This window comes from Janthinobacterium sp. FW305-128 (genome assembly GCF_020858135.1).
GTDB lineage: Bacteria > Pseudomonadota > Gammaproteobacteria > Burkholderiales > Burkholderiaceae_D > Janthinobacterium.
Genome location: NZ_JACYMK010000002.1, coordinates 500,490 through 525,480, shown reverse-complemented (window position 1 = coordinate 525,480; position 24,991 = coordinate 500,490). Strand labels below are relative to the sequence as shown.

The window sequence follows — 24,991 nt, the reverse complement described above, 5'->3', positions numbered from 1 at the left end:
GTTGTCCTCCGTATCAAGGAATAGTGTAACGCACTGGCCAGGACAGGGTGGTGCGGCTACACTACGGCCATTGATTTTTTCGCATGAATTATTCTTCCATGACACCCCACCATATTATTCACCGTGGCATCACCATCGCCACCCTGACGGCTGACCAGGCCGTCGAAACCCATTGCGCACCGGGCCATACGGCCATCCGTGAGCAGGCCGATGGGTGGTGGCTGTATTTTGTCGACGAGGACGGCAACGTCGACGGCTACGACAGCCCGTTCGCCAGCCACGCCGAAGCGTTGTGGGCGGCCAAGGCCGCAGCCGAGTTCAGCGCGCAATGAAGGCCAGTCCCTGGGCCTTCCTGGGCTTGCCGCAAGCGCCCGTGCCGGAAGCGGAGAGCGCGGAATACGGCGCTTGCCGCACCGAACTGCACGGCAAGCGCCTGGTCTTGCGCGTGGCCAAGACCACGCCGACGAAAACCGGCCAGTTCGTCACCGTCTGGAAGCGCCCCCATCCCGACGCCGACATCGCCCCGCTGGACGAAGCCGACCCCGTCGATGCCGTCATCATCGCCGTGGCCGATGCCGACGGCGACGGTGCGCGGCACGGCTTTTTCATCTTCCCGCGCAGCGTGCTGATCGAGCGCGGCGTGATGTCGCGCGCCGGCCACGGCGGCAAACGGGCGCTGCGCGTATATCCGCCCTGGTGCGCGCCGGAAGCGCCGCAGGCGCAGCGCACGCAGCGGTGGCAGGGGGAGTGGTTTGTGGCGCAGGAGGATGTATCCGGGATTGCTTGCTTGCTGAAAGGCTGAACCAGACCTTAATATTATCTAGTCGAATATTGATATATACATGCCATCGTTGCGGATATATACTCAATGTAAGCGGCATGGAGTCCAATAAATGCCGGGGAATATGCTCTTTCTGAAAAATATAATATGAAGAAATTTAAAATATATGGTTTTTTCCTTGCTTTGGTATCGCTATGTGGCTGCTCTCCAGATCCCGGAAAAATTGCAGGGGAGTTGAATGGCTACGGAAACGAAGTCGCTGCTTCGTTCGAAGCAAAAATGAGTTATGACTCCTTGGTGCAGACCTTAGAAAAGCCCAGGCTCTCCTATGTGCTGAAATTTTCGACAGATGCCGTCGAATTCATGTCGGCGCCTGGCGCAGATGTCGACAGGGCGAAGTTCCTGGCAAACCTGGCGCGTACTGAGATTTGGCAGGCCAGGGTGTGCACTGAAAAAATAAAACAGTTAATGACAAAGCATAAAATGTTTCTTGTTTCATTTAATCTCACAAATACGTCAGGCGAGACACAGGCAATGGGTGTCTGTACGGCTAACTGAGCCTGCAATGTGTTTTCATCAATAATCAAAAAATGGAAGATTTGTGGAAAATGTAACGAAATTAAAGAAGTTAATTGAGGTTGCATTAGTTCTTATTCCACAAACCACGCCAGAGATATAAAAAAAGTGATCTGCCTGGTCGATGCCATTACTACGCCAGAAAAGTCGGAAGTATGGAAAAAGCTGGGGGACAGCTTACTTGAGGAAGCGGAAAATACCAGCACATCAGATGTGGACTCATACTCTTTCCTTGTGGTTGGTAGTGGATGCGTAGGGCTGTCGATAGGCTTAAAGCGTGAGGAAAATCAGAAGGCATCACAAGCGTGAGCCTGTAACATGCACGTGTGCTCCTTTCAAGAGAACGCGATCATATTTACCGTTTCAGACCTGCTGCGGTTAGCAAATGGACCATCAACGCAAGGCGGACAACATCACGCAGCAAGCGGATTTAGCGGAGAATTGGCGATATCACGCAGGAATGATATTAAACAGTCGCATGGCATCCGGCATTTCCGGTGCCGCTATAAGCTGGACAGGTCCGCCAACGGCCGTGAGATAGGACCTGGCGCGATCAAATAGCACGACCGCCTTTTCGTTGGTGAAATGACGCGACGTATACAGGAAGCCATCGACCTGGAGCGGATTGCGATACACGGCCAGCGCCCATTGTTGCGGCAGCGTGTAACTTGAGGTGCCGGTCAGGCCAGCATGTCCGCCCATCTGCTTGAGCAAATGGCCGGTCAGGTCAAACAGTCGCAAACTACCAATGAATTGATGTACCCACCGGCGATCAATCTCGGATTTGGCGATAGGAAATGCGCCCTTCACAGGCACTGCATCGTGCAACAGGGACTCGGCAAGAGCAACATCAAAGCTCGGCCCCAGATAGCAAGTGTTGTATTCGGGATGGCCTTTCTTGCAGCCAGGTGCATCAAACCGGTTCCCTCCGCTGGAGCCAAAATAGGGTTCGCCAGTCGCATGTCCCGAGATACGGTACAGGCCGGGCACCGGCAACCCGACGACGGGAAGCGTCGCGCTCGTTGCCAGCACCTTCGGAGGTGGTTTCAGCCTGGTCGCGGTCACATCATGCCTCCCTGAACGCTGTCGCTGCGGCGATGACGTCGGCAAATTTTCCTTTCCGTAAAGCATTGAGCGGACTGCTGCCGTTGAGCGACATCCGCGCAGTGGTGAAGAATTGCCACTTGCTGGACCCAGCCAGCTGTCCCAATTCCTTGTTCACTTTGCTGAGCTGGCGACGGTTCAAGGTGGGATCGGCGAAGAAGGCAGGGTACAGCTTCTTGCCGGAGACACTATCCATGGAAAACATTCGCTGTTCCGTCACAGCCTTGCTGATCGCCTGCCGCGTCACGCCCATTTGCTCGGCCAGTGTTCTTGAATCGACCAATTCGCCTTTCTTTTCCAGGCTCGCATATCTTTGCATTTCCTGGCGGGAAAACTGATCGAGGAATGCCTGGTTTTCTGGCGGAATCGTGCTTATACCGGCTTGCATTGTATGTGTGCGCTGGAATCGCTGAATCAATTCCTGGAGATCTGCACTAGAAACCACAGGCACTCCCGGCAGCTGTCGCGGTACATACGCCGTATCCTTTTCACGCGCATGATGCGCTAGCTGTTTGGGGCGTCGTATCTTGACCAATACGTAGCCCTCGCCAAGGTCGATGCCTTTTGCGCCGATCTTTCGGAGCGAATCACCCAGGGCCTTGCTTGCGTCAGGCACTGTTATTCGATGCGCGCTCTTCACTTTTGCTGGCTTTGAGACTTCCAACTTTGCCATGACACCCTCCAGTTACCATACCAGATTCTACTCCATAAGCTGATATTGACAACCAAAGCAACCATATTCGGTGGCGTTTCGGCGTTAAGCCACCTTGCTCACCACATACCGGTACTTTCCCGACGCCTCCGCCGCGATTTCGTCGACTTCCTCGATGGCGATGTCGACCTGCGTGCCCAGCCTGGCCTGGAAAGCGGCGACGATGGCGCTGCGCGTGGCGTCGTCCAGGCGCGGCAGGCAGACGAGCAGCACGCGCGTGCGCAGCAGGGTTTCCTGGATGATCTTGAAACTGCGCACCTGCGGCAGTTCGCGCACGATGTAGACGAGGGCCAGGCCGTGCATGACGGTGCCGTCGACGGCCGTGAGGAAATCCGTGCTGCGCCCTTCGATTTTCTGCAGCAGGGGCAGGCCGCGGCCGCAGGTGCACGGCTGCGTGCCCAGCGCGCCCACGTCGCCCGTGGCGTAGCGGATGAAGGGGTAGTCCTGCGTGGCCAGGTGGGTGACAACGATGTCGCCGGTGGCCCCTGGAGGCAGCGGCCGGCCCTGGCCATCAACAATTTCCACGATGATGTCTTCGGCCGTGATGTGCATGCCGCCGTCCGGGCATTCGTGGGCGATGAAGCCCGCGTCGCGCCCGCCGTAGCCGTTGGCGACGGGGCAGCCGAAGGCGGCGGCGATCTGCGCGCGCTGTTCGTCGTACAGGCGTTCGGCAGTGACGAACGCCACTTTCACGCCCAGGCCGTCGAGCGGCAGGTCGCGCGCGCTGGCGTGGCCGGCGATGCGGCACAGGGCCGACGGATAGCCGAACAGCATGCGCGGGCGCCAGCGGCGCAATTGCTGCACGTAGCCGTCGAGGCGCGCGGGCGACATGGCAAACGCGGGCAGCAGGGTGGTGCGCAGCAGCGCGTCGCGCAGGCGGCGCAGGCGGTCCTGCGCATGCAGCTCGATGGGAGAGCCCCACAGCACGGCTTCGCGGTCGCCGATGTCGACGCCCCACCAGCGCGTGGCGCGCCACTTGGCGGCGATGTCGTGGCTGACCCTGCGCCGTCCCAGGAAAAACTGCAGCGGCTCGCCGCTGGAGCCGCCCGTGGCGAACGGGCGCAAGCCCACGGCGCGGGCGGACTTGAAGCTGTCGCGCGCGCTGGAGATATCCGCCTTGCGCAGCAGCGGCAGGCGCGATAGATCGGCCAGTTGCCGCACCTGCTCGGGGTCGAAACCGCTGCGGGCGAACAGGGCGCGGTAGTAGGGCACGTGCGCGCCCGCGTGGCGCAGCAGCGCGCGCAGGCGCGCCAGCTGCCACTCTTGCAGCTGCTGGGCGCTCCACCACTGCGAGCGTTCCAGCCGGCGCAGCAGGCGCGCGCTGTGGTGGCCCTTGAGCCATTCATGCAGGGGAAACAGCCAGCGAGCGACGCAGCGCGTGTAGACGCCGGGGCGCGGCGCGGCGCGGATGCGGCGGTAATGGGCGGCCAGCCTGGGTGCGATACCGGGCCAGCCGAAGGCGGCGGCGTGCGCCAGGCCCGCCTCTGCCAGCGCGCGCGCGCGCTGCCGGTCGCGCAGCAGCGCCAGCATGGCCTGTGCCATGGCGGCCGGATCGCCGGGCGGCACCAGCAAGGCCGTCACGCCGTCCTGTAGCAGCGCGGGGATGCCGCCCACATTGGTGCTGACGACGGGCACGCCGCAGGCCAGCGCCTCGAGCACGGAATTGGGCATGTTGTCGGCCAGGCTGGGATTGAGGACGATGTCGCTGGCCTGGTACAGCGCCGGCATGGCCGCGTTGTCGACGGGGCCGGCGAAGCGCACGGCATCTTTCACGCCGAGCGATCTGGCCAGGCGCGCCAGCGCCGCGCGCTGCGGTCCGCCCCCGGCCAGCACCAGGCGCGCCGCGGGAAAAGCCTCGCGCACGATGGCGAAGGCGCGCACGGCGCTGGCATTGTCGTACAGCTGTTCCAGATGGCGCGCCACGAGGATGCACGGGCCGGCATCGCCTGGCGCACGCGGCGCGGCCGGCGTAAAGCGCTGCAAGTCCACCACGTTCGGCACGATGTGGGCCGTATGGCCGTACTGCTCGAAGACGCCGGCCAGGTAGGCCGACGGCACGACGATGGCGCTGGCGCGGCGCAGGCTGAACGCCACAAGGCGCGGCGAACGGGCGAAAAAGGCGGCCGCTTCGCCACCCCGGTAATTGAGCAGGGCGGGTTTGCCTTTCCAGCTGGCGATCCACAGCGCGGGGGCGGCCTGCAGGTGCCATGACCAGCCGGAATTGGCCATGATGTGGAACAGGTCGACCGTATTGGCGGCGCGCCACAGGCGCCATAGCAGCAGTGGCAGGCGCAGCGCGGCGCGCAGGTAGCGGATGCGCGCCAGCCAGGGCGGCAGCACGGGGCCGTTGACGGCCAGCAGCTGCACTTGCGCGCCGTCCTCGCGCAGCAGCCGCGCCAGCTGCGCCGTTTGATTGGCCATGCCGCCGGCCGGCGGCGGCTGCGGGCCGACCAGCGCGATGCGCAGGCCCGTGAAGATCATGGCACGGCTCCGGCCGTACCCGCCGCCACGCGCGCATACACGGGCGCATAGCGGCCCACGCTGGCGCTCCAGCTGCGCTCCGTCTCGACGAAGGCGCGCGCCTGGCGCCGGAGCAGCGGCCAGCTGGCCGGTGCCAGCAGCAGGTTCAATATTGTCTGCGCCAGCGCCTCGGCGTCGCCGGCGCGAAACAGCATGCCCGTCGCGCCATGCTCGATCAGTTCGCGGTGGCCGCCCACGTCGGACGCCACCACGAGGCGGCCCTGCGCCATCGCCTCGAGCGGTTTCAAGGGCGTCACCAGCTCCGTCAAACGCATCGGCAGGCGCGGATACACGCAGATGTCGACCAGCTGATAATAGCTTGCCACCTGCGCATGCGGCACTCTGCCCGCGAAGACCACGGCATGGTCTATGCCCAGCTGCGCCGCCAGCGCCTGCAGCGCCGCGTCCTGCGGCCCGCCGCCGGCCAGCAGCAGCCGCAATGCCGGCTGCGCCGCCAGCATGCGCGGCATGGCGCGCAGCAGCAGGGCCAGCCCCTCGTAGGCATAGAACGAGCCGATGAAGCCGATGACCAGATGGCCATGCAGGCGCAGTTTGTGCGCCAGCCAGAGATCGTCGGGCGCGGTGATGCTGAAGGCCCCGGCATCGACGGCGTTCGGGATCACCGTGATTTTATGCGCGGACACGCCGCGCGCGCACAGTTCGCGCCGCAGGCCCTCGCAGATCGTGGTGACGGCGTCGGCGCGGCGCAGCGCATAGGTTTCCAGCGCCCGCGTGAGCCGGTAGCGCAGGCCGCCGGGCCGGCTGCTGCCATGGTCGGCGGCCGCGTCTTCCCAGAAGGCGCGCACTTCGTACACGACGGGAATGCCCAGCGCGCGGCCCGCGTTGAGGGCGGCGATGGCGTTCAGCGCGGGCGAGTGCGCGTGCAGGATGTCGGGCTTGAGCCGTTGCGCCAGCCGGCGCAGTCGCACGGCCAGGCCGACGATGACGGCCACCTGCCGCAGCACGGGCAGGTGTGCCCACCAGCGGGCATCGGGCGCCGTGCGGTAGAAATGCCAGCCGTCGACCAGCTGCTGCGCGCCATCGGACGGCCCCTGCTTGGCACTGGTGAGCTGCATGGTGAACCAGCCCAGTTCGCGCTGCTGCCGCAGGATGGCCAGGGTGCGGAACGTGTAGCCGCTGTGCAGGGGCAGCGAGTGGTCGAGGATGTGCAGGATGCGCATGGATTCACTCCATCGCCATGGCCGGCGCGGGTACCGCCGCCTTGCGGCCGTCGACGGGCAGCACCTGGCGCAAAAAGGCTTCGAACATCAGCAGCGACCACAGGGGCGCGCTGTAGTCGCGCCGGCCGCTCGCGTGCTGCTCGAGCAGCAGGCGCACGTAGTCCATGTCGAACAGGCCGCACTGCGCCAGGGTCGGGCCGAGCAGCCGCTGCTGCAGGCGCTGGCGCAGCGGGCCGCGCAGCCAGTCGGCCAGCGGCACGGAAAAGCCCATCTTCTGGCGGTACAGCAGGGTGTCGGGCAGCAACGGGCGCAGGGCTTTTTTCAGCAGGTACTTGCCTTCGCCGCGCCGCAGCTTGAATTGCGGCGGCAGGCCCGACATCCACGCCACCAGTTCATGGTCGAGCAGGGGCGAACGCACTTCCAGCGCATGCGCCATGCTGGCCCGGTCGACTTTCGTGAGGATGTCGCCGGGCAGGTAGGTTTTCAGGTCCAGGTACTGCACCTGCGACAGCGGATCGTGCGCGGGACTGGCCAGCGCGTGGCGGCGCAGCACTTCGACGGCGCGGTAGCCGTGCAGGCTGCGCCGCAGCTCTGGGCTGAACAGGCGCGCGCGCATGGCGTCGCCCAGCAGGCTGACGCCGTGAAAATACGCGTCCGTCGTGTCGCGCGCCAGGCCTTCGAAGGTGGTCTTGGCGCGCAGGAAGCGCGGCGCCCAGTCGGCCTTCGGATACAACCGCCCCAGGGTGCCGAACAGCGACTGGCGCAAGCCGGCCGGCAGCAGCGGTTCCATCGCCTTGCGCACTTTTTCCTCGCGCGTGTGCAGGCGGTAGCGCCGGTAGCCGGCCAGGCTTTCATCGCCGCCGTCGCCCGACAGGGCCACCGTGACCCGCTGGCGCGCCAGCTGGCACACCCTGTAGGTGGGCATGGCGGAACTGTCGGCGAATGGTTCGTCGTACAGATTGGCCAGCAGGTCGATCAGCTCGAAGTCGTCCTGCTCCACCTGGCGCGCGTGGTGCGCCGTGCCATAGCGGCGCGCCACGAGGTCGGCGTAGCGCGCCTCGTTGTACGCGGGGTCGCCGAACGAGATGGAGCACGTGTTGACGGGCGTGCTGCTGGCCCCGGCCATCAGCGCCACGACGGCGCTCGAATCGACGCCGCCGGACAGGAATGCTCCGAGCGGCACTTCGGCCACCATGCGGATGCGCACGGCCTCGCGCAGGCGCGCCAGCAGTTCGTCGGCCGCCTGCGCCTCGCTGGCGGGCGGGTTCGGCGTGAACGGAATATCCCAATAGGATTGCGGCGCGGGCAGCGGCTGGCCGGCGCGGATGGACAGGGTATGCCCGGGCGGCAGCTTGCGCGCGTGCTGGAAGATGCTGCGCGGCTCGGGCACATAGCCGTAGGCGAAATACTCTTCCAGGGCCAGCGGGTCGAGTTCACGCGGCATGGCCGGATGCGCGAGCAGGGCTTTGAGTTCGGAGCCGAACAGCAGGGTGCCGTCCTGCGCCTCGCCGTAGTACAGCGGTTTGACGCCCAGGCGGTCGCGCGCCAGGAACAGCACATGGCGCCGGCGGTCCCACAGGGCGAAGGCGAACATGCCGCGCAGGGGCCGCACGCATTGCTCTCCCCATTGTTCCCAGGCGTGCACGATGACTTCCGTGTCGCTGCTGGTGCGGAAGGAGTGGCCGAACTGGCGCAATTCCGCCATCAGCGCGCGATAGTTGTAGATTTCGCCATTGAAGACGATGGCGATGCTGCGGTCGGCGTTGAACAGCGGCTGCTGGCCGCTGGCCAGGTCGATCACGGACAGGCGCCGGTGCGCCAGGCCGAGGCCCGGCTCGCGGTGCAATCCTCCCTCGTCCGGCCCCCGGTGGCGCAGGCTGTGGTTCATGCGCGCCAGCAGCGGCACGTCGATGTCGCGCTGGCCCTGCAAATCAAAGATGCCGCTGATGCCGCACATGGAAGGCCTTTCAGGGATAAGTGGACAGGTGGGACGGCTGGCGCGCGCCCGTCAGGCGGTCGTACACGGCCAGGTAGGCGCCGGCCATGGCGGGCAGGCTGTGCTCGGCCAGCACCTGGCGCCGCCCGCGCGCGCCGTGGCGCGGGCCCAGTTCCGGCATGCTGTAGTAGTCGAGCATGGCGTCGGCCAGCATCTCGGGCGAACCTGGCGGCACCAACGTGCCGCTCCAGCCCGACTGCACCAGCTCCGCGTTGCCGCCCACCTGCGTGGCGACGACGGGCAGCCCCGTCGCCATCGCTTCGAGGATGGTGTTCGAGCTGCCTTCGGCCAGGGACGGCAGCACGAACAGGTCCATCGCGCGCAGCAGTTGCGCCACGTCGTCGCGCGCGCCGGGCAGCCAGGCCAGATGGGCCACGCCGGCCTGCTGCAGCAGCTCCAGGCACGCCTGGCGGCACGGCCCGTCGCCGACGATGATCAGGCGCAGACGCGCGCGGGCGCCCGGCTGGGCCAGCAGGAGCAGGAAGGCCTGCACCAGCGAGGCGTGATCCTTGACGGCCGCCATGCGCCCCACGCTGCCGATGACGAAGGCGCCGTTGCACAGGAAACCGGGCGGGCCCACAGCGGCGGGAGGCCCCAGGCGCGGATGGAATTGCACGCTGTCGACGCCATTGCCGATGTGCGACACCTGCGCGGGCGCCGCGCCGATGGCGTCCACCAGCCAGTGGCCCAGGTCGGCGCTGACGGCGATGAAGTGCTGCACCAGCGGCAGCATCAATTTGCGCAGCAGCCGGTATTTGCGGCGGGTGCCATGCAAGTCGCTCATGTCGCGTCCGTGTTCGCCATGCACGCGCAGGCGCACGCCGGCCAGCCAGGCCAGCAGCTGCGCTTCGAGGCAGCCCAGGTTGCGCGTGTGCACCAGCGCCGGCTGCAGCTGTTTCAGCACGCGGTACAGGTGCAGATAGTGGCGCCAGTCCTTGCCTTCGCGCTTGTCCAGGCTGATCACGTCGACGCCCGGGGCAGTCAGGCGCTGGCGGAACGCGGTGGCGTTTTTCATGCAGACGATGGCGTGCCGGTAGCGCCCGGGCGGCAAATGGTTGATCAGGTTGACCAGGCCGTTTTCCAGCCCGCCCACGTCGAGCTGGTGGATCACGTGCACGATCAGGGGAGCGCCGCCGGCCGCTGCATCAGCCTGGCGCGTGCCGCCGGTATCGAAGTCAAGGGCCATGCGGCAGCTCCTGCAAGCGTTGTTCGATGACGGGCAAGGCCGCCCGCAGGAAGGCTTGCAGGCGCGCGCGCGGCGGCGGCGCCAGCTCGTCGTAGGCGGCAAAGACGATGATGTCGGCGCCATCCTGGCGCCTGCCCAGCAGCTTGGCTTGCGCCAGCAGCAGTTTCACCAGCACGGGCCTGGCCGTGACGAAGCCGCCCTGGCGGTAGACGCGCCATACCAGCAGGCGTTCGCCCCCTTGCGCCAGCACGCTTTCGCGCACGGCCAGCTCGCCGCCGGCCAGGTTGACGTCTTGCACGTGCTGCGCCAGCGGCATCCAGCGGGGGCCATACGGCAAGGCCTGGTGCGTCAGCAGTTCGGCATCGCGCGCCTGGCGCGCATACCAGTGCAATTGGAGGCCCACCGGCGCGCCGTCGCCATCCCTGCGCGCGTACGTGGCGGCAAATCGCGCGGGCGCGCCCGCATATGGCGCTTGCCACGCGGCTACCGCGTCTTGCAGGCGATGCCAGCCGGTCGGATCGGCCAAGCCCAACACGGTGGGGGAGCCAGTTGCCGCCGGGCCGTCGTCGCGGTGGCTGGCCAGGGCCAGTGCCGGCCACACGGCCGCCAGCAGCAGGCAGGCGATGCCGGCGCGCACGACGGCGCGCGGGCTGGCCGCGCTGGTGGCGCTCAGGCGTATGGGCTGAGCGGGCGGCACGGCGCGTGGCGGCGGCAATTCGCGCCAGCGCGCTGCCAGCCAGAACAGCAGCAGCGCCACCAGGCCGAAGAACAGCCAGCCATAGATCAGGTGGTCGACGCCCACGGCCAGACGCATGTCGCTCAGGTGGCCCAGCATCACGATCAGGTAGGCGCGCACGCCATTGGCGAAGATGGGCACGAGCAGGGCGGCGGCCATGACGGCCAGGCGCCGCCGCGTACTGTGACAGTTGACGTGCGCGAACAAGGCGCCCAGGGCCAGCGCGGCGATCAGGTAGCGCAAGCCGCTGCACGCTTCCACCACCGACCAGTTGCCGGTGGGCAGTGAAAAATTGCTGCCATCGCGAAACACGGGCACGCCCGACCATTGCAGCGCGGTGACGGTAAAGGCGGCCGTGAAGTCGATCAGCGGGTCGAGGAACACTTCGCCAAACGGCACGGCGAGAAACAGATAGGCGAGCGGAAACGCCAGCAGGCGCACGGCCGGCCAGCCGAGGATGGCCAGCACGCAGGCAGGCAACATGCCCGTGGCCGCATACTGTTCCACCACGGGCACGTTGGCGGCGTCGGCCAGCAGCCATGCCAGGCCCAGCGCGCCCAGCAGCAGCAAGCCCTGGCGCGACGGCTGGGGCGCCAGCGCGGCCAGGCGGGCGCGCTGGCGCCAGGCCAGCCAGCAGCTGATGGGCACGATCAGGAAGCCGTGCGCGAACGTTTGCGAGCGGGACCACAGTTCCACCATCGACCAGAAGGTGGGGTGATACAGCAGCACGACGGCGGCCAGCGACAGCAGCAGGGCCGCCAGCGCGGCATGGCGCCCGTCCTGCGGCAGGACGGACGCGTCCGGCAAACGGGCCACCTGGTCGAGCTGCAAGCTCATGTGGACGGCTCCCGCACCGGCTGCAAGGGCGTGGCGGCGCCGCTGACCGGCGCATCGGCCTCGGCAGGCAGACCCAGCATGGCGCCCAGTCCGCGCAGATTGCGTTCCCAGTCGTATTCCTGCAGGACCAGCTGGCGCGCCGCCGCGCCGATGGCCGCGCCGCTGCCTTCGGCCGTACCATTCTGGACATTGCGGAGCACGCGCGCCGCATGGTGGATGAATTCGGCGTCGTCGCGCGCCAGCAGCAGTTCCAGGCCCGGCTGGGCGGCGATGCCTTCGAGCGCCTGCGGCGTGGCCAGCACGATCTTGCCCATCGCCATCGCTTCGAGCACCTTGTTCTGCACGCCGCGGGCGATGCGCAGCGGTGCCACGGCCAGCGCTGCGCCAGCCAGGTAGGGCCGGATATCGGGCACCTTGCCCGTCACCACCACGCCAGGCATCCTGGCCAGCGCCGTCACGGCGGGCACGGGCGCGCTGCCGACGATATAGAACTGCAGCTGGGGAAACTGGCGCCGCAGGGCGGGCCAGACGTGGCGCACGAACCATTGCACGGCGTCGACGTTCGGCCAGTAATCCATGGCGCCCGTAAACACCAGCGCCTGCACGCCCGGTGGATACACGCCGGGCTGGGCCGCCATGGGCGAGAAATACGCCGTGTCGACGCCGTTGTTGAAATACCCCGTCTTGCGCCGCGCCATCGGGGCGCACTGGCGGAACAGGGCCGCCTCGGCCGGCGAGACGAAGCTGGCGGCCGTGAACTGCTGGGCGATATGGCGTTCGTACTGCAGCAGCAGCTGCGCTTCGCGCCGGTACAGCAGCGACATGGGCCAGGGCTTGCTGTCGCTGTATTGGCGCCACTTGTCGGAATCGACATCGACGAAATCGATCACGCGGTGCAGGCCGCGGCCCGCGCTGCCGTCGATGTATTGCGCCATGGGTCCGGAGAAGGCCAGCGCGTGACGCACCTTGTCGCCCGATAACAAGCCGTCGACCCATTGCAGCAGCCGTGCATCGCGGTAGTACTGCACGCTCATGGCTTGCCTCGACAGGAGCGCCTGCATGGCGCGCCAGCGGGCCGGGCCGCGCCGCAAGTCGATGAAGCGCGTGCTGGCGCACAGGGCGGCCACGGTTTTCGCATGCTGCCAGTCGTCATCATCGTCGATGAAGCAGCCCAGGTGCACGCGGAAATGCCGGCTCAGGTATTGCAGCATGTGCCACGAGCGTATCTTGTCGCCCTTGTTCGGCGGATACGGCAGACGGTGGGCGAGGAAGAGCAGTTCGCGCATGGTGAGTCTCCTTGCTTAGCCCAGTTGCCGCACGATGTGCGGTCCCAGCAGGTTGGCCAGCGGCAGCGGCAGGCGGCGCCAGGCGCGGATGAACAGCGCGTATTTCGGATTCAGCGGATTGACTAATGGCAAGACCTTGGCGCGCACCAGCTGGTAGGCATAGGGCAGCGGCTGCGGCGTAAAACCCCAGTTCTTCTTGAAGTCGAAGGCGCCGGTGCCCAGCTTGCTGCGGCCGAAATCGAACAGGCGGTAGCCGCGCGCGCAGGCGCGGCGCATCGCTTCCCAGTACATGAAGTCGTTGGCGCCCGTGCTGCGCGCCACGACGTTGCCGCCGCCGTAATAGGGCAGCACTTCGTCGCGGAAATAAAACAGCAGCACGCTGGCCTGCGGCTGCTGGCCGTGATACACGGTGAGGATCTCGCAGGCGCCGCCAAAAACCGTGCGCAGCAGGGCAAAATGGCGGCGTGCGAAGACGGGCGTGCCCAGCCGGTGCACGCTGGCCGCGTAGATCGGGTAGAAACGGTCGATGTCATAGTCGATGGCGCTGTGCAGGCCGGCCGCGATAGCCTTGCGCACGACGGCGCGTTGCTTGCGGGGAATGGCCAGCAGATTCTGTTCTGCATCGGGGCTTAACGGCCTGCGGAAGGTCGCGTACAGGGGTTTCTGCAGCCAGGAGGCGTCCATGTTTTCCGGCACTTCGCGCCAGCGGTATTCCAGGTGCCCCACGCCGAGGCGCCGCGCCAGCGCCAGCGCGGCGCTGTCGAGCGCCTGGCGCACGGCCGCGCCGCCGCCGGCGCCGCCGCCGTAGACGCAAAACGGCAGCGAGACGAGGGAAGAACCGAACAGGCGGCTGCGCAAATGGGCCAGCGGCAGCACGCCGGCGATGCATCCTTCCTGTTCTGCGTACAAGAAATAGCTGTCGTGCTGAAAACCTTGCTCCATGATGGTTTGCCAGCCGGCCCGGTGAAAAAAGGTCGCCTCCGGGCACGTGTCGACAAAGGCATCCCAGCGCGCATGCTCGTGCCCCTGCAGCGAGCGCACGGCGATGGCGGTGCTGGACTGTGCCGGAACGGGAGCAAGGCTGGCCTCGTGCATCATGTGCTTTCCAGAAAAATACGGTCCATGCGGTCCCAGGCAAAGTCGCGGGTCAGGCGCCCCAGCCGTGCTTCCATGCGCCCCAGGTTCAGGTAGTGGCGAAAGCGCGTCCTGGCGCTGAGGCCTGGCGGGCGCGGCTGGCCGGGATCGAGTTCCCAAGGATGAAAATAGAATATGCCAGCTTGCCCGTCGCGCGAATTGATGCGTCGCAAAAGCCAGCGCGACAGTGCATACGGCATCAATCTGAAATAACCGCCGCCGCCGGCCGGCAGGTTGCGCCCGCGCAGGCGCACGGTGCTGACGGGCAATTCCAGCACGCCGTGCGGGCCGCGCGGGCGCCAGCCGAAGCGCGGGGCATCGGGCATGCCGTAATGGTCGTGGCGGATCGGGTAGATGCTGGAACTGTAGCGGTACCCGGCTTCCTGCAGCACGTCGAAGGCCCACAGGTTGGCCGCGCCGATGGAAAAGCTGGGGGCCCGGTAGCCGCGCACGGCCAGGCCCGTTATTTGCTCCAGGATGGCCTTGCTGCGGCGCACATCGTCGGCGAACTGCGCGGCCGACTGCTCGCTGGCGCGCAGGTGCGCATAGCCGTGGCTGGCCACTTCGTGTCCGGCGTCGGCCACGCGGCGCAGCATGGCCGGATAGCGTTCGGCGATCCAGCCCAGGGTAAAAAAGGTGGCGTGGATGCCGCGGCTGTCCAGCAGCATCAGGATGCGCTCGATGTTCGCCTCGACCCGGCATTCCAGGCGCGGCCAGTCGGCGCGCGCGATGTGCGGCGCAAAGGCGGAGACCTGAAAATAGTCTTCGACGTCGATGGTCAGCGCATTCTTCAGCGCCGGCAGCAGCGCAGGCGCCGTCATGGTTGTCCCCGGCGCGCCGCCAGCCAAGGCGCGATGACGGCCGCGATGCGCGTGGCCGCGCGCCCATCCCACAGCGGCGGAATGCGGCCACGCTTGCCGCCCGTGTCCAGGATGGTGCTGGCCATCTCCAGGATGGCTGCCGGGTCCGTGCCGGCCAGGGTATTCGTGCCATCGGTCACGGTGACGGGGCGCTCCGTGTTGGCGCGCAGGGTCAGGCAGGGCACGCCCAGTGCCGTGCTTTCTTCCTGGATGCCGCCCGAATCCGTCAGCACCAGGCGCGCCTCCTGCATCAGGCCCAGCATTTCCAGGTAGCCCAGCGGCGGCAGGCGGACGATGGCGTGCCGCGCCAGCAGCGGTTCCAGGCCCGCCAGGCGCATGCCGGCCAGGGTACGCGGGTGGATGGGAAACAGCAGCGGCAGGCGGGCTGACAGTTGCCCCAGCGCCTGCAGCAGCGCTGCGAGCTGGGCCGGATCATCGACGTTCGAGGGACGGTGCAAGGTCAACAGTCCATACGCGGGCGGGCAGGGGTGGCCGTGCGCGCGCAGGGTGGCGGCGGGCTTGGCTGCGCGCGGCAGCTGCTGCCGCAGGCTGTCGATCATGACATTGCCCGTGAAATGGATGCGTTCGGGGGCGATGCCTTCGCGCAGCAGGTTGGCGCGCGCGCTTTCTTCGCTGGTGAGCAGCAGATCGGACAATTGATCCGTCAGCACGCGGTTGATTTCCTCGGGCATGCGCCGGTCGCCGCTGCGCAGGCCTGCCTCGACATGGATCACGGGCGTGCCGCGCTTGGCCGCCACCAGCGCGCAGGCGAGGGTGGAATTGACGTCGCCCACCACCAGCACGGCATCGGGCGCCAGCGGCGGATGCGCGTCGAGCACGGCGTCGAAGCGGCGCATGATCTCGGCCGTCTGCTGCGCGTGGCTGCCGGAGCCGACGTCGAGGGCGATGTCGGGCGGGCGCAGGTACAGGTCCGTAAACAATTGCCCATTCATGGCCGTGTCGTAATGCTGGCCCGTATGCAGCAAGGTCACGCGGACGGCGGGCGCCTGTCGCGCCAGGGCGGCCAGGATGGGTGCCATCTTCATCAGATTCGGGCGCGCGGCCACCACGCACAGCAGGTGCGCCGGCGCGGCGGACGCAAGAGAGGGGGCGGACATTGCGGGCTCCTTAGAATTGCATGTTGAGGGTGGCGCTGACGCCGTTTTCGCGGTAGTCGCCGCCCCGGTTGCTGGCGTGCCGCGTATGCCGCACGTCGATGCTGGCCGTCATGTTCGGTTGCAGGATACGGGTGTAACCCGCCGTCACGGTGATGTTGTTGTCGCGCCGGGGCACGGTCAGCGAGCGCACGCTGGCGTAGCCGGCATTGACATTCACGCTGGTGCGCGAACTGGCTTGCCAGCTCCAGCCCACATTGCCGCCGATCTGGCGCGTGCGGTCTTCGCTGCCGAATTCCACGCCGGGCAGCAAGCCGCTGTCGATGCCGCTGGCCGTTTGTGCCGTGCGGTCGACGGCCGTGATGCCGGCGATCATTGTGCTTTTCGCCGTGGCGCGCGCCATCGTCAGCTTCAGCTGCTTTTGCAGGAAATAGCGGTGGCTGAAGTAATTGATGGCGCCCCGTTCCGGCCCCAGGCTGTTGGCGTAGCGCAGGAAGGCATCGATGCGCAGGCGCCGGTCGCGCGCGTTGGGAAAGATGCCGCGCCACAATTGATCAAGCAACTGGCCCGCGTCGCGGTTTCCCAGGCGCGAAAACTGCGTCGGCATGGTGGTGATGTTTTCGCTGTAGTTCAGTTGCCAGTTGGTATGGCGCTGCAGGAAATTGGCGTCCAGACTGTAGGTGGTGCCAAAAAAGCGCTTGCCCGTGCTGAAGGCGATGCTGGTGCGCGGCGACGGCGTCCACACGCCGCCCAGCGACCAGAAGCGGCCCTCAGGCGCCTTGCCGCTGGTAGAGATATAACCTTCCTTTTCCATGCCGCCGCTGGCCGTGGCCGACCATTTGCTGTTGAACGGATAGCGCAGGCCCACGCTGCTGCGCTGCATGCGTACGGGCGCCAGCTTGCTGTCCTGGGTGCGGCGTACGTCGTGGCTGGCGTTCCAGGTCCAGCCGTTGCCGCGCGGCTCGCCGCTGAGCAGCAATTCCATTTCATCGCTGTGTACGGACAGCAGGTCGCCGCCGCTATCGACCGTGTTGCGCGTGTAGCGCAGCTCGGCCGTGGCCAGGCCGCGGAAACGGTGGCGCAGGTAGGGGCTGATGCCCGTGGTGCGCACGGTGCTGGTATTGTCCGTGTCGGGCAGGTCGTCGATCAGCTGCGGGCCGAACGGCGAGATGTTGCGCCGGCTTACGCTGGCGTCCGCATCGATGAAGAACCAGTCCTTGACCAGTTCGGCGTCGGCCGAGGCGTGCAGTTCGTGGTTGTCCGTATCGGCGCGCTGTCCCGACAGGTATTTATGCCAGCTGTAGTCGAGGTGCACGCGCAGCCGGGGTCCCGTACCGATGAGGGCGATGGCGGGCGCGATTTCCGTGATGAAGTCCGATTGCGCCTGGCCCGGCGGCGCGCGCAAGGCGTTGTCCGTATAGCTTTCGCGCAAGCGCAGCGACGGTTTCACCAGCCAGTCGACGGCGCCGGCCGGCGCCGGCAGCAGCAGGGACAGCAGCAGCGGCAGCGGCAGCGAAACCCGGCGGCTAATCGTAATGGCCATAACCGTAGTAGTCGTTGCCGGGGAACGATTTGGTCTTGTTGTAGATCAAATGAATGTGTTCGCACGACTCGATCTGGCGCAGCGCCTCCTTGACGGCGTGCTGTGTCGTCGTTTCCGCCTCGACCACCATCACCACTTGTCCCATCTGGCCCACCAGCGCGTGCGCTTCGCTGGTGATCAGCAGGGGCGGCGAATCGAAGACGACGATGCGGTCGCCATAGCGGCTGGCGATTTCGGCCAGCAGCCGGCTCATGGCCCGGCTGGCCAGCAATTCCGTCGCATGCTTGTTGCTGCGCCCGGCGGGCAGGATGCTCAGATTGGCCACATTGGTTTTCAGGATCACGTCGGCCATCGCCAGTTGCGGGTCGAGCAACACGTCCATCAGCCCTGGTTCCGGCGGCAGGCCCAGCACTTTCAGCACGGACGGGCGCGCCACGTCGGCATCGACCAGCAGCACCGTGATATCCATTTCCATGGCGATGCTCATGGCCAGGTTGATGGCGCAGTAGGTCTTGCCTTCGCCGGGCATGGCGCTGGTAACGACGATCAGGTTGCCGTGGCGGATGGCCTCGGCGCCGCTGGCGCGCGCCTGGCGCAGCAGCGGGCGCTTGATGATGCGGAAATCCTCGGCCACCGAACTGCGCCCGCCATCGTGCGTGAGCATGCCTTGCTCGGCCAGCCGGTCCAGGTTCAGGGCCCGGTACTGGGGCGACCGGGCCGCCTGCGCGCCATCCACGCCATAGGGTACGCTGGCCTCGGCCACGCCGAGGATCGTGGGTTCCTGCTTGCCGCTGTCCTTGCTGCTCATCGTCGCTCCCTTGGTGGCTCTAGAATTTCAGCAGCGCGGCCGTCATGACCCCGCCATACAGCACAAACAGGCTGCCCAGGCAGGCGCCGAAGCCATAGCGGGCGCGGCGGCGGCGTACCTGCTGCAGCGGCGTCCAGTTCATCGATACCGTGCCCAGCACGTTCAAGCCCGTCGCGTCGCGCAGTTCCGAGGGGCTGAGGAAGGTGGGGCGCACCTGGCTGATCAGCAGGGCCGTGGCGACGCCGGCCACCAGCGCCGCGCCCAGCGCCGCACTGAACAGCAGCGGGCGGTTCGGGCCGACGGGCGCATATTGCACCGTGGGCGGGTCAATGATCTTGAAGGCCATCATTTCGGTGGTGGAACTGAGTTCGCCCGACAGCTTGGCCGCTTCGCGCCGGCCGATCAGCTTTTCATAGTTTTCCTTGTTGATGATGTAGTCGCGGTTGAGCTGCGCCAGCTGCGATTCCACCTCGGGTACGGCATTGCTCTGCGCCAGCAGCCGTTCGTTGCGCGCCGTGTATTCCTGCACGCGGGCGCGGATGGCGGCCACCTTGGCGTCCGCGTCCGTCAGCGCCACCTTCAATTGCTGCAGCATGGGGCTGTAGTTCTTGCCCGGGTCGCCGGACGCCGTTTTCAGCTTGCTTTCCTCGATCTTGCGTTCTTCCAGCTGGGCAATGAGCCGCTTCGAAGCGATGATATCGGGGTGCAATTCCGTAAATTGCATGCGCAGGTTGTCGAGGTTCTTGTTGAGCGAGGCGATGCGTTCGTCGAGTTCGGGATTCGTGATGGACGCCGCGTTCGGCTCCATGTCGAGCACGGGCTCGTCGCCCTCGATCTGGCTCTGGATGGCCTTGCGCGCCTGTTCCGCCTCGACCAGTTCCAGCTTGGCATTGTTCAGGCTATCGGACGACATCAGCAACTGGCTGCCATAGTCGATGCCCTGGCGTGGCAGCAGCAGGTTGTTGCGGATCTTGAATTCCTTCACCAGGTTTTCCGCCGCGCTCAGCTTGTCCTCGTAATTCTTGATCTGCTCGTCGATGAATTGCACCGCCTTCTGCGAATCGCCTTTTTTGCCCTGGAAACTGCCTTCGACAAAGATGGTCAGCAGGCTTTGCACGACGTCGCGCACGAGCTTGGGATCGCGTCCGCTGTAGCTGATGGTGTAGATGTCATAGGCATTGGTGCCCGTGATCTTGATGCGGCTCATCAACTCGTCCAGCTGGGCCTCGTGCTCGCGTGCGGTCTTCGAGTCCAGGTCGAGGTCGACCATGCGCATGACCCGCTCCACGTTCGGGCGGCTGAGCAGGGTGCGGCTCATGATGGCCACCTGCTGCTCCGTGTTCGGCACGCTGGTCATGCCGGCCATCAGCGGCTTGAGGATGGTTTGCGTATCGACGAACACGCGCGCCGACGTCTGGTAGTCATCGGGCAGGGTGATCACCTTGATAAAGCCGCCGATGGCCACCAGCCACGCCACCAGCACCGCATGCCAGCGGTACTTCCAGATGCCTTTCAAGCCGGAAAGCAGTTGCTGTATCAATTCTTCCATGTCGCTTCCTTCAGGTGACGGTGCTGCACGGTAGATGGGCTGGCGGCGCGGACAACGACGACGTCTTGCAAAAAATACTTGCTTGTTGAGTAAGCAAGTATAGGGCGGCTGCGGAGCAAGATTTCCCAAGATGATTGCTTCTTGATACGCCTCAAGGTTCACTTGCCGGGTTTTAATAATCATAGGAAGTTCGCGGCCCAGGCTGGTTCTGCGGGGCTGCCCATGGACGCGCATCGACTCGAAGAGGCTCCGCATGAATCCATTTCGCCGTGTATTTCTCTGCAATACGCTGGTCCTGGCCGGCGCCGCCAGCCTGCTGGGCGCCTGCCGCACCCGCTATCCGCTGGCGCCTTCCGACGACAGCGCTCCCATGCACGATTACCTGATCGGTCCGGGCGACTCCGTCAACATCATCGTCTGGCGCAATCCGGAAGTGTCGCTGACGGTGGCCGTGCGGCCGGACGGCAAGATCACCACGCCGCTGGTTGAGGATCTGGCCGCCAGCGGCAAGACGTCGACCCAGCTGGCGCGCGACATCGAGCAAGCCTTGAGCAAGTTCATCCAGCAGCCCGTGGTGACGGTCATCGTCACCAATTTCTCGGGGCCATATAGCGAGCAGATCCGGGTGATCGGCGAGGCGGCCAAGCCGCAGGCGCTGCCGTACCGGCAGGGCATGTCGCTGATGGACGTGCTCATCGCCGTGGGGGGCATCACCGACTTCGCGGCCGGCAACAAAGCCAGCATCATCCGCATGCGCGAAGGCAACCAGCAGCAGCTGGCGGTGCGGCTCGACGATTTGCTGAAGGAGGGCGATATTTCGGCCAATGTCATGATGCGGCCGGGCGACGTCTTACTGATCCCGGAGAGCTTTTTTTAGCAGCGGCCTCGGCAGTGTCAAAACAGCACTTATATTTGTCATTTTGCACTTTTCGGCAAATTTCAGCGTGTTATTTTGCTATCTAAAGACAGATTTCTTCTGTTTTTTTAGCTAAAGGTGGGAACTTCTCCCGTTTTTGTCTTGTCACAAGGCATTGGCTTCAGTCCGTCTCGACGGCTGCCGATGAACGTGAGGACAAGATGAGCTTTGAAGATGAACCCATTATTTCTTTCGACACGCCTGGTACTTTCAGCGACCTGGTGGTAGGCGAGGGGCAGATCGACCCGGCCATGGAGCATGAGCTCGACCTGCAGCGCTTTCATATCCGCATGGCCAATTCGCGTGGCCGGCGCGAAGCGGCCAGCTTGCTGATCCGCAAGATGTACGGCTGGCGCGGCTATGCCGTCGATCCCGGCACGGCCCATGCGCTCAATAAGATCACACTGTTTGCGGAAACGGCCGGCACCACCGTCGGCACCATGACCTTGTGCCTGGACAATGACGAGACGGGCTTGCCCGCCGATGAAAACTTCCGCGACAAGCTCGACGTCCTGCGCGAGCAGGGCCGGCGCCTGTGCGAACCGTCGCGCCTGGCCATCGACAAGGGGGTGAGCAAGCGCGTGTTTGCGGCGCTGATTCATATCTCTTATATCTATGCCCACAATATTCACGGCTTTACGGATTACGTGATCGAAGTCAACCCGCGCCACGTGGTGTTTTACAAGCGCATGCTGGGTTTCCAGGACTTCGGCGGCGAGCGCGAGTGCACGCGCGTGGGGGCGCCGGCCGTGCTGCTGCGGCTGGACCTCGATTACATGGGGGCCCAGATCCGCAAATACGGTGGCCTGATGGAACAGCATGGGGGTGAACGGTCGTTTTACCCCTTTTTTTTTCCGACATGGGATGAGCCCGGCATTACCGACCGGCTGAGGCAGGGGCGCAACTGATTATTCATTTATTTTTCAGCAAGATCGCCTGCATGTAGCCTCCTGGAATCGCGTAAGTGATGCCGCTCGGCGCGCTGATGGCCGCCTCCTTGAGGCCCTTGACGTACACCATGTTGACGATGCCGTAGACGAGACCGGTCTCGGGATCGAACAAGGGGCTGCCGCTGCTGCCCGGATACGCCGTCGCGTCCAGCTGGAACACGGTGTAAGGCGCTTTTTGCAGCTGCGCCAGACGCCGGACGTCGAGGCGCTGCGCGTTTTCGCTGGGCATGACCACGGGTGTCAGCGATGACACGGTGGCGCGGTGGGTCACGTGGTGCAAGCCCAGCAAGGTGCCGAGCGGAAACCCCGTAAAGGCCATGGCCTGGCCTTCGCGCACCGTGGCCGCGTCACCCAGCGCGAGGGCAGGCAGGGGCGCGCCCGCCAGGCGCAGCAAGGCCAGGTCGTGTTCCGTGTCCAGCGCCTGGACCTTGGCGGGGCGAAATTGCGCTGCCTCGCCCTGGCCCGTGAGTATGCCGATGACTTCGTTCGGATTGGCGTCGAGCAGTTTCTGGATCACATGGGCGCAAGTGAGCACGCTCAAGCCGTCGCCGGCGACGAAGCCCGTGCCGATGAAATTCATCGGCGGCGTGCGCGTCTTTTGCAGGCTGCCCACGCCGACGATCGATGGTTTGATGCGCGCGATGGTTTGCGCCAGCGGAGCATCGGCGCGGCAAGGCGCGCTGGCCAGGGCAAGGCAAAACAGGAGGGCGGAAAAGCATGTCAACGGCAGGGCTTTCATGGCGGTGCACTTTCAACGTGAGGAGGTGGCACGGGCTGCAGCAGCGCGCACAGCAGCATCAGATAGCACAGCAGGGCGATGCGCGGCACGTCGAGCAGGCTGTCGAACAGGCCGACGACGAGAAAACCCAGCAGGGCGGCGGCGCAAGCGAGCGCACCGGAATCGCCGCGCGCGGCCTGGCGCAGCAGGCGCGTGCCGGCCAGAACCAGCAGGGCCAGCATGGACAGGGCGCCGCACCAGCCTGTTTCGATCAGCAAATGCAAGGCCATGCTCTTGATATGCCACGGCAAATGATGGTGGTCGCTGCTGAAAAACCAGTAATTATTGGCTTGCGTAAAGCTCCCGTTGGCGATCAATTCCTCGCCGCCCGGGGCGCGCAAGCTCAGATTGTCGACTTCGAGCACGGACGAGTCAGCCGCCCCGCTGGCCGCCAGTTCCAGCTGCACGGGCGGGCGCAGCAGCCAGGCGCCCGCGCCCAGCCAGGCGCTGTCGAACGGTACTTCATAGTGTTGCCAACCGCTGGGCTGGGTGCCAGGCGGCACAGGCCGCAGGCGCAGCGGAACGTTCACGCAGCCCTGGGCGTACAGCAATTGCCGCTGGCACAGGCGCACCAGCAGCACGGGCATGGGTCCCGTGCGCCGCACGTCGACTGCCAAAGTGTAGTGCGCGGCGGGCTGCACGGGCAGGCGTTGCAGCAGCCGCAGCAGCTCGCCATAACCGGCGCTGTAGCCGGGGCTGGCCAGGCGCACATACCGGTTTCCCCCTTCCTCGGCATACGCGATGCTGGCCGGCACTTCGCGCTGGGGATTGTGCCAGTAATAAGTAGCGGGAAAGCTGCCGCTACCCGTGCCGAACAGCCGGCTGGCCAGGTCGGGCGGCTGCATGGCCAGCGCTTGCCGCCAATGGCGCAAGCGGCCTTGCATGTCGAAGGCCGTGGTGGCGAAACGTTCGGTGGCGTAATAGCTGGCCGACACGGGGATGGCCAGCAGCAGCAGGATGCCGGCCGCGCCCGCGATGCTCAGGCTGGCCCGGTCCAGCCGCCACAGCGGCGGGTGCAAGCGTCCGTTGCACAGCATCAGCATGGCCAGCAGGACGACGAGGCCAGCCGGCAGCAGGGCGGGCGGACCGGCCCAATGCCAGCCTATCCACGCCAGATTGCACGCCAGCATGGTCCACGCCATCATCGCCAGGCCCAGTCTGACAGGCCCTTTAGGGGCGCCAGCGCCGGGCCACAGCACGGCCGCCAGCAGCACGGCCGCCAGCAGGAACAGGAAATACGGGCCTTTCAGCCAGCCGGCCGTGTACTGGCCGGCCGGCTCCGGCCACCAGGCGGCCAGCAAGCCCTGCAGGCACAGCGCGCACAGCAGGCTGGCCGGCGCCAGACGCCACGGCAAGGGCCGCGCCGCCAGCACGAAGCTGGCCGCGAGCAGAACGACGGCGGCGAGCAAGCCCCGGTAGCCGGCCAGGCTGAACATGTACACGAGCAGGACCGTGCCAAGGCCGGCCAGCAGCAGCCGCAGCAGCACACCGCGCACGGGCGGGCGGCCAGCCGGACGCCGCGCCGCGCCGGGCGTCGCCCGCAGGGTTTGCCAGAATGCCAGCAGCATGGCCGCCGCCAGGGCCGCGTACAGGCCGCGTGAAAACGTGGTGAACGCCGCGTGCAAGGCCAGGGCCAGCAGCAGCAAGGCCAGTGCCGCCTGCCAGCGGCTGCGGGCGCGCGCCAGCCACAGTGCGGCAAACGGCAGGCTCAGCGCCAGGTAGCCGTCGAGCGCGGCGCCGCCCGTGTGCATGGCGGAAAACGGCGCCGTGATGCGGTAGTCGCTCGACAGGTTCGTCAGGCCGGGAAACACGGCCCGTTCCCATAGCGCGAACAGCGACACCATGGCCAGTCCGGCCAGCATGCCCGGCAGCGCGTAGCGGCGCAGGGCGGAAGCATTCCCGTCGCGCAGCAGCAGCGGCAGCAGCAGCATGCTCCAGGCCCAGGCCTTGCCCAGCCGCAGGCTGTTGTAGGGACTCAAGTAATTATCCCAGGCGTTCAGGTCAAGGGGCGCCAGCGGCAGGACGCCGCGCAGCAGCGCCGCCAGCCAGGCCAGGCTGCACAGCAGCAAACAGGCGCGGGCGGCGGGCGGGAGCGTGGCCGCGGCGCTCTGGACGGGGCCGCCCAGGCGCCAGTAGCCGCAGGCCACCGTCAGCAACAGCAGCACGTCGATTTCTTCGAGGAAGAACCAGCCCGTCCACGGCGCCAGGTCCAGCACGGGCAGCAGGGCGGGCACGCAGAACAGCCAGCAGGCGGGGCGCCAGCACAGCAGCAGGAAATACGCGGGCAGCAGCGCTGCAAACAGCAGGCCGGGCCAGCCGTGACCCAGCGGATAGTGGCGCAAGGCCAGCGCGCAGGCCACGCCCGCCAGCAGGGCCAGCGGACGCGCTGCCAGGCCGGCCACGGCAGCTTGCACAGCCATGGC

At 66.0% G+C, this 24,991-nt stretch carries 21 protein-coding genes; 5 read left to right on the top strand and 16 right to left on the bottom strand.

The annotated features are described in order from the left end of the window. Window positions 1–83 precede the first annotated feature (83 nt). From IGS60_RS07200 to IGS60_RS07190, 3 genes are all read left to right on the top strand, one after another. Entirely contained in the window at window positions 84–332 is a 249-nt protein-coding gene (locus IGS60_RS07200; protein ID WP_230503354.1) for a hypothetical protein, read from the top strand. Next, on the top strand, window positions 329–802 hold the full coding sequence (locus IGS60_RS07195; RefSeq protein WP_230503352.1) for a MepB family protein: 474 nt from the start codon (window positions 329–331) through the stop codon (window positions 800–802). Before IGS60_RS07200 ends, IGS60_RS07195 begins: the two co-directional genes overlap by 4 nt. 126 nt (window positions 803–928) lie before the next feature. Next, on the top strand, window positions 929–1,339 hold the full coding sequence (locus IGS60_RS07190) for a hypothetical protein (RefSeq protein WP_230503350.1): 411 nt from the start codon (window positions 929–931) through the stop codon (window positions 1,337–1,339). Window positions 1,340–1,807: 468 nt separating this feature from the next. Here the strand turns inward: IGS60_RS07190 and IGS60_RS07185 are convergent, their stop codons facing one another. From IGS60_RS07185 to IGS60_RS07120, 14 genes are all read right to left on the bottom strand, one after another. After that, window positions 1,808–2,422, bottom strand: a complete 615-nt coding sequence (locus tag IGS60_RS07185) for an RES family NAD+ phosphorylase (protein WP_230503348.1) — start codon at window positions 2,420–2,422, stop codon at window positions 1,808–1,810. A gap of 1 nt (window position 2,423) precedes the next feature. After that, window positions 2,424–3,134, bottom strand: coding sequence for a hypothetical protein (locus IGS60_RS07180; protein ID WP_230503346.1), 711 nt, complete (start codon window positions 3,132–3,134; stop codon window positions 2,424–2,426). Between the two features lie 84 nt (window positions 3,135–3,218). Further along, window positions 3,219–5,654: a glycosyltransferase gene (locus IGS60_RS07175; RefSeq protein WP_230503345.1), complete on the bottom strand. Its 2,436-nt coding sequence runs from the start codon at window positions 5,652–5,654 to the stop codon at window positions 3,219–3,221. After that, the gene (locus IGS60_RS07170; RefSeq protein ID WP_230503343.1) at window positions 5,651–6,874 is read right to left on the bottom strand and encodes a TIGR04063 family PEP-CTERM/XrtA system glycosyltransferase; all 1,224 of its coding nucleotides are present in this window, start codon (window positions 6,872–6,874) and stop codon (window positions 5,651–5,653) included. The genes IGS60_RS07175 and IGS60_RS07170 overlap by 4 nt, the downstream gene beginning before the upstream one ends. Window positions 6,875–6,878: 4 nt before the next feature. Further along, complete coding sequence (locus IGS60_RS07165; RefSeq protein ID WP_230503341.1) at window positions 6,879–8,831, bottom strand: XrtA/PEP-CTERM system amidotransferase; 1,953 nt, start codon at window positions 8,829–8,831, stop codon at window positions 6,879–6,881. 10 nt (window positions 8,832–8,841) lie between these two features. After that, window positions 8,842–10,056 carry a TIGR03088 family PEP-CTERM/XrtA system glycosyltransferase gene (locus tag IGS60_RS07160; RefSeq protein WP_230503339.1) on the bottom strand — a complete coding sequence of 405 codons (1,215 nt, stop codon included), beginning with the start codon at window positions 10,054–10,056 and terminating at the stop codon, window positions 8,842–8,844. Continuing rightward, window positions 10,046–11,629 (bottom strand): exosortase A, encoded by a 1,584-nt coding sequence (xrtA, locus tag IGS60_RS07155; RefSeq protein ID WP_230503337.1) that lies wholly within the window; start codon window positions 11,627–11,629, stop codon window positions 10,046–10,048. The genes IGS60_RS07160 and xrtA overlap by 11 nt, the downstream gene beginning before the upstream one ends. Continuing rightward, window positions 11,626–12,915 (bottom strand): TIGR03087 family PEP-CTERM/XrtA system glycosyltransferase, encoded by a 1,290-nt coding sequence (locus tag IGS60_RS07150; RefSeq protein WP_230503335.1) that lies wholly within the window; start codon window positions 12,913–12,915, stop codon window positions 11,626–11,628. The genes xrtA and IGS60_RS07150 overlap by 4 nt, the downstream gene beginning before the upstream one ends. Window positions 12,916–12,930: 15 nt before the next feature. Beyond that, complete coding sequence (locus IGS60_RS07145) at window positions 12,931–14,010, bottom strand: FemAB family XrtA/PEP-CTERM system-associated protein (protein WP_230503496.1); 1,080 nt, start codon at window positions 14,008–14,010, stop codon at window positions 12,931–12,933. Beyond that, on the bottom strand, window positions 14,010–14,870 hold the full coding sequence (locus tag IGS60_RS07140; protein ID WP_230503333.1) for an XrtA system polysaccharide deacetylase: 861 nt from the start codon (window positions 14,868–14,870) through the stop codon (window positions 14,010–14,012). The genes IGS60_RS07145 and IGS60_RS07140 overlap by 1 nt, the downstream gene beginning before the upstream one ends. Further along, complete coding sequence (wecB, locus tag IGS60_RS07135; RefSeq protein ID WP_230503331.1) at window positions 14,867–16,027, bottom strand: non-hydrolyzing UDP-N-acetylglucosamine 2-epimerase; 1,161 nt, start codon at window positions 16,025–16,027, stop codon at window positions 14,867–14,869. The genes IGS60_RS07140 and wecB overlap by 4 nt, the downstream gene beginning before the upstream one ends. Window positions 16,028–16,037: 10 nt before the next feature. Continuing rightward, complete coding sequence (locus IGS60_RS07130) at window positions 16,038–17,567, bottom strand: TIGR03016 family PEP-CTERM system-associated outer membrane protein (protein WP_230503329.1); 1,530 nt, start codon at window positions 17,565–17,567, stop codon at window positions 16,038–16,040. After that, a complete protein-coding gene (locus tag IGS60_RS07125) occupies window positions 17,551–18,375 on the bottom strand; it encodes an XrtA-associated tyrosine autokinase (RefSeq protein WP_230503327.1) in 825 nt (274 codons plus the stop codon). Before IGS60_RS07125 ends, IGS60_RS07130 begins: the two co-directional genes overlap by 17 nt. Before the next feature lie 19 nt (window positions 18,376–18,394). Beyond that, the gene (locus IGS60_RS07120; protein ID WP_230503326.1) at window positions 18,395–19,924 is read right to left on the bottom strand and encodes an XrtA system polysaccharide chain length determinant; all 1,530 of its coding nucleotides are present in this window, start codon (window positions 19,922–19,924) and stop codon (window positions 18,395–18,397) included. Between the two features lie 253 nt (window positions 19,925–20,177). On the opposite strand from IGS60_RS07120, the gene IGS60_RS07115 reads away from it, so the two are divergent. Together IGS60_RS07115 and IGS60_RS07110 are read left to right on the top strand one after the other, a co-directional pair. After that, window positions 20,178–20,801, top strand: a complete 624-nt coding sequence (locus IGS60_RS07115; RefSeq protein ID WP_230503325.1) for an XrtA/PEP-CTERM system exopolysaccharide export protein — start codon at window positions 20,178–20,180, stop codon at window positions 20,799–20,801. Between the two features lie 200 nt (window positions 20,802–21,001). Beyond that, window positions 21,002–21,748, top strand: a complete 747-nt coding sequence (locus IGS60_RS07110) for a long-chain N-acyl amino acid synthase (RefSeq protein WP_099408420.1) — start codon at window positions 21,002–21,004, stop codon at window positions 21,746–21,748. A 4-nt stretch (window positions 21,749–21,752) separates the two neighbouring features. On the opposite strand, the gene IGS60_RS07105 is transcribed toward IGS60_RS07110, so the two are convergent. Further along, window positions 21,753–22,529, bottom strand: coding sequence for a serine protease (locus tag IGS60_RS07105; RefSeq protein WP_230503324.1), 777 nt, complete (start codon window positions 22,527–22,529; stop codon window positions 21,753–21,755). After that, a complete protein-coding gene (locus tag IGS60_RS07100) occupies window positions 22,526–24,988 on the bottom strand; it encodes a hypothetical protein (RefSeq protein WP_230503323.1) in 2,463 nt (820 codons plus the stop codon). The genes IGS60_RS07105 and IGS60_RS07100 overlap by 4 nt, the downstream gene beginning before the upstream one ends. Window positions 24,989–24,991 lie beyond the last annotated feature (3 nt).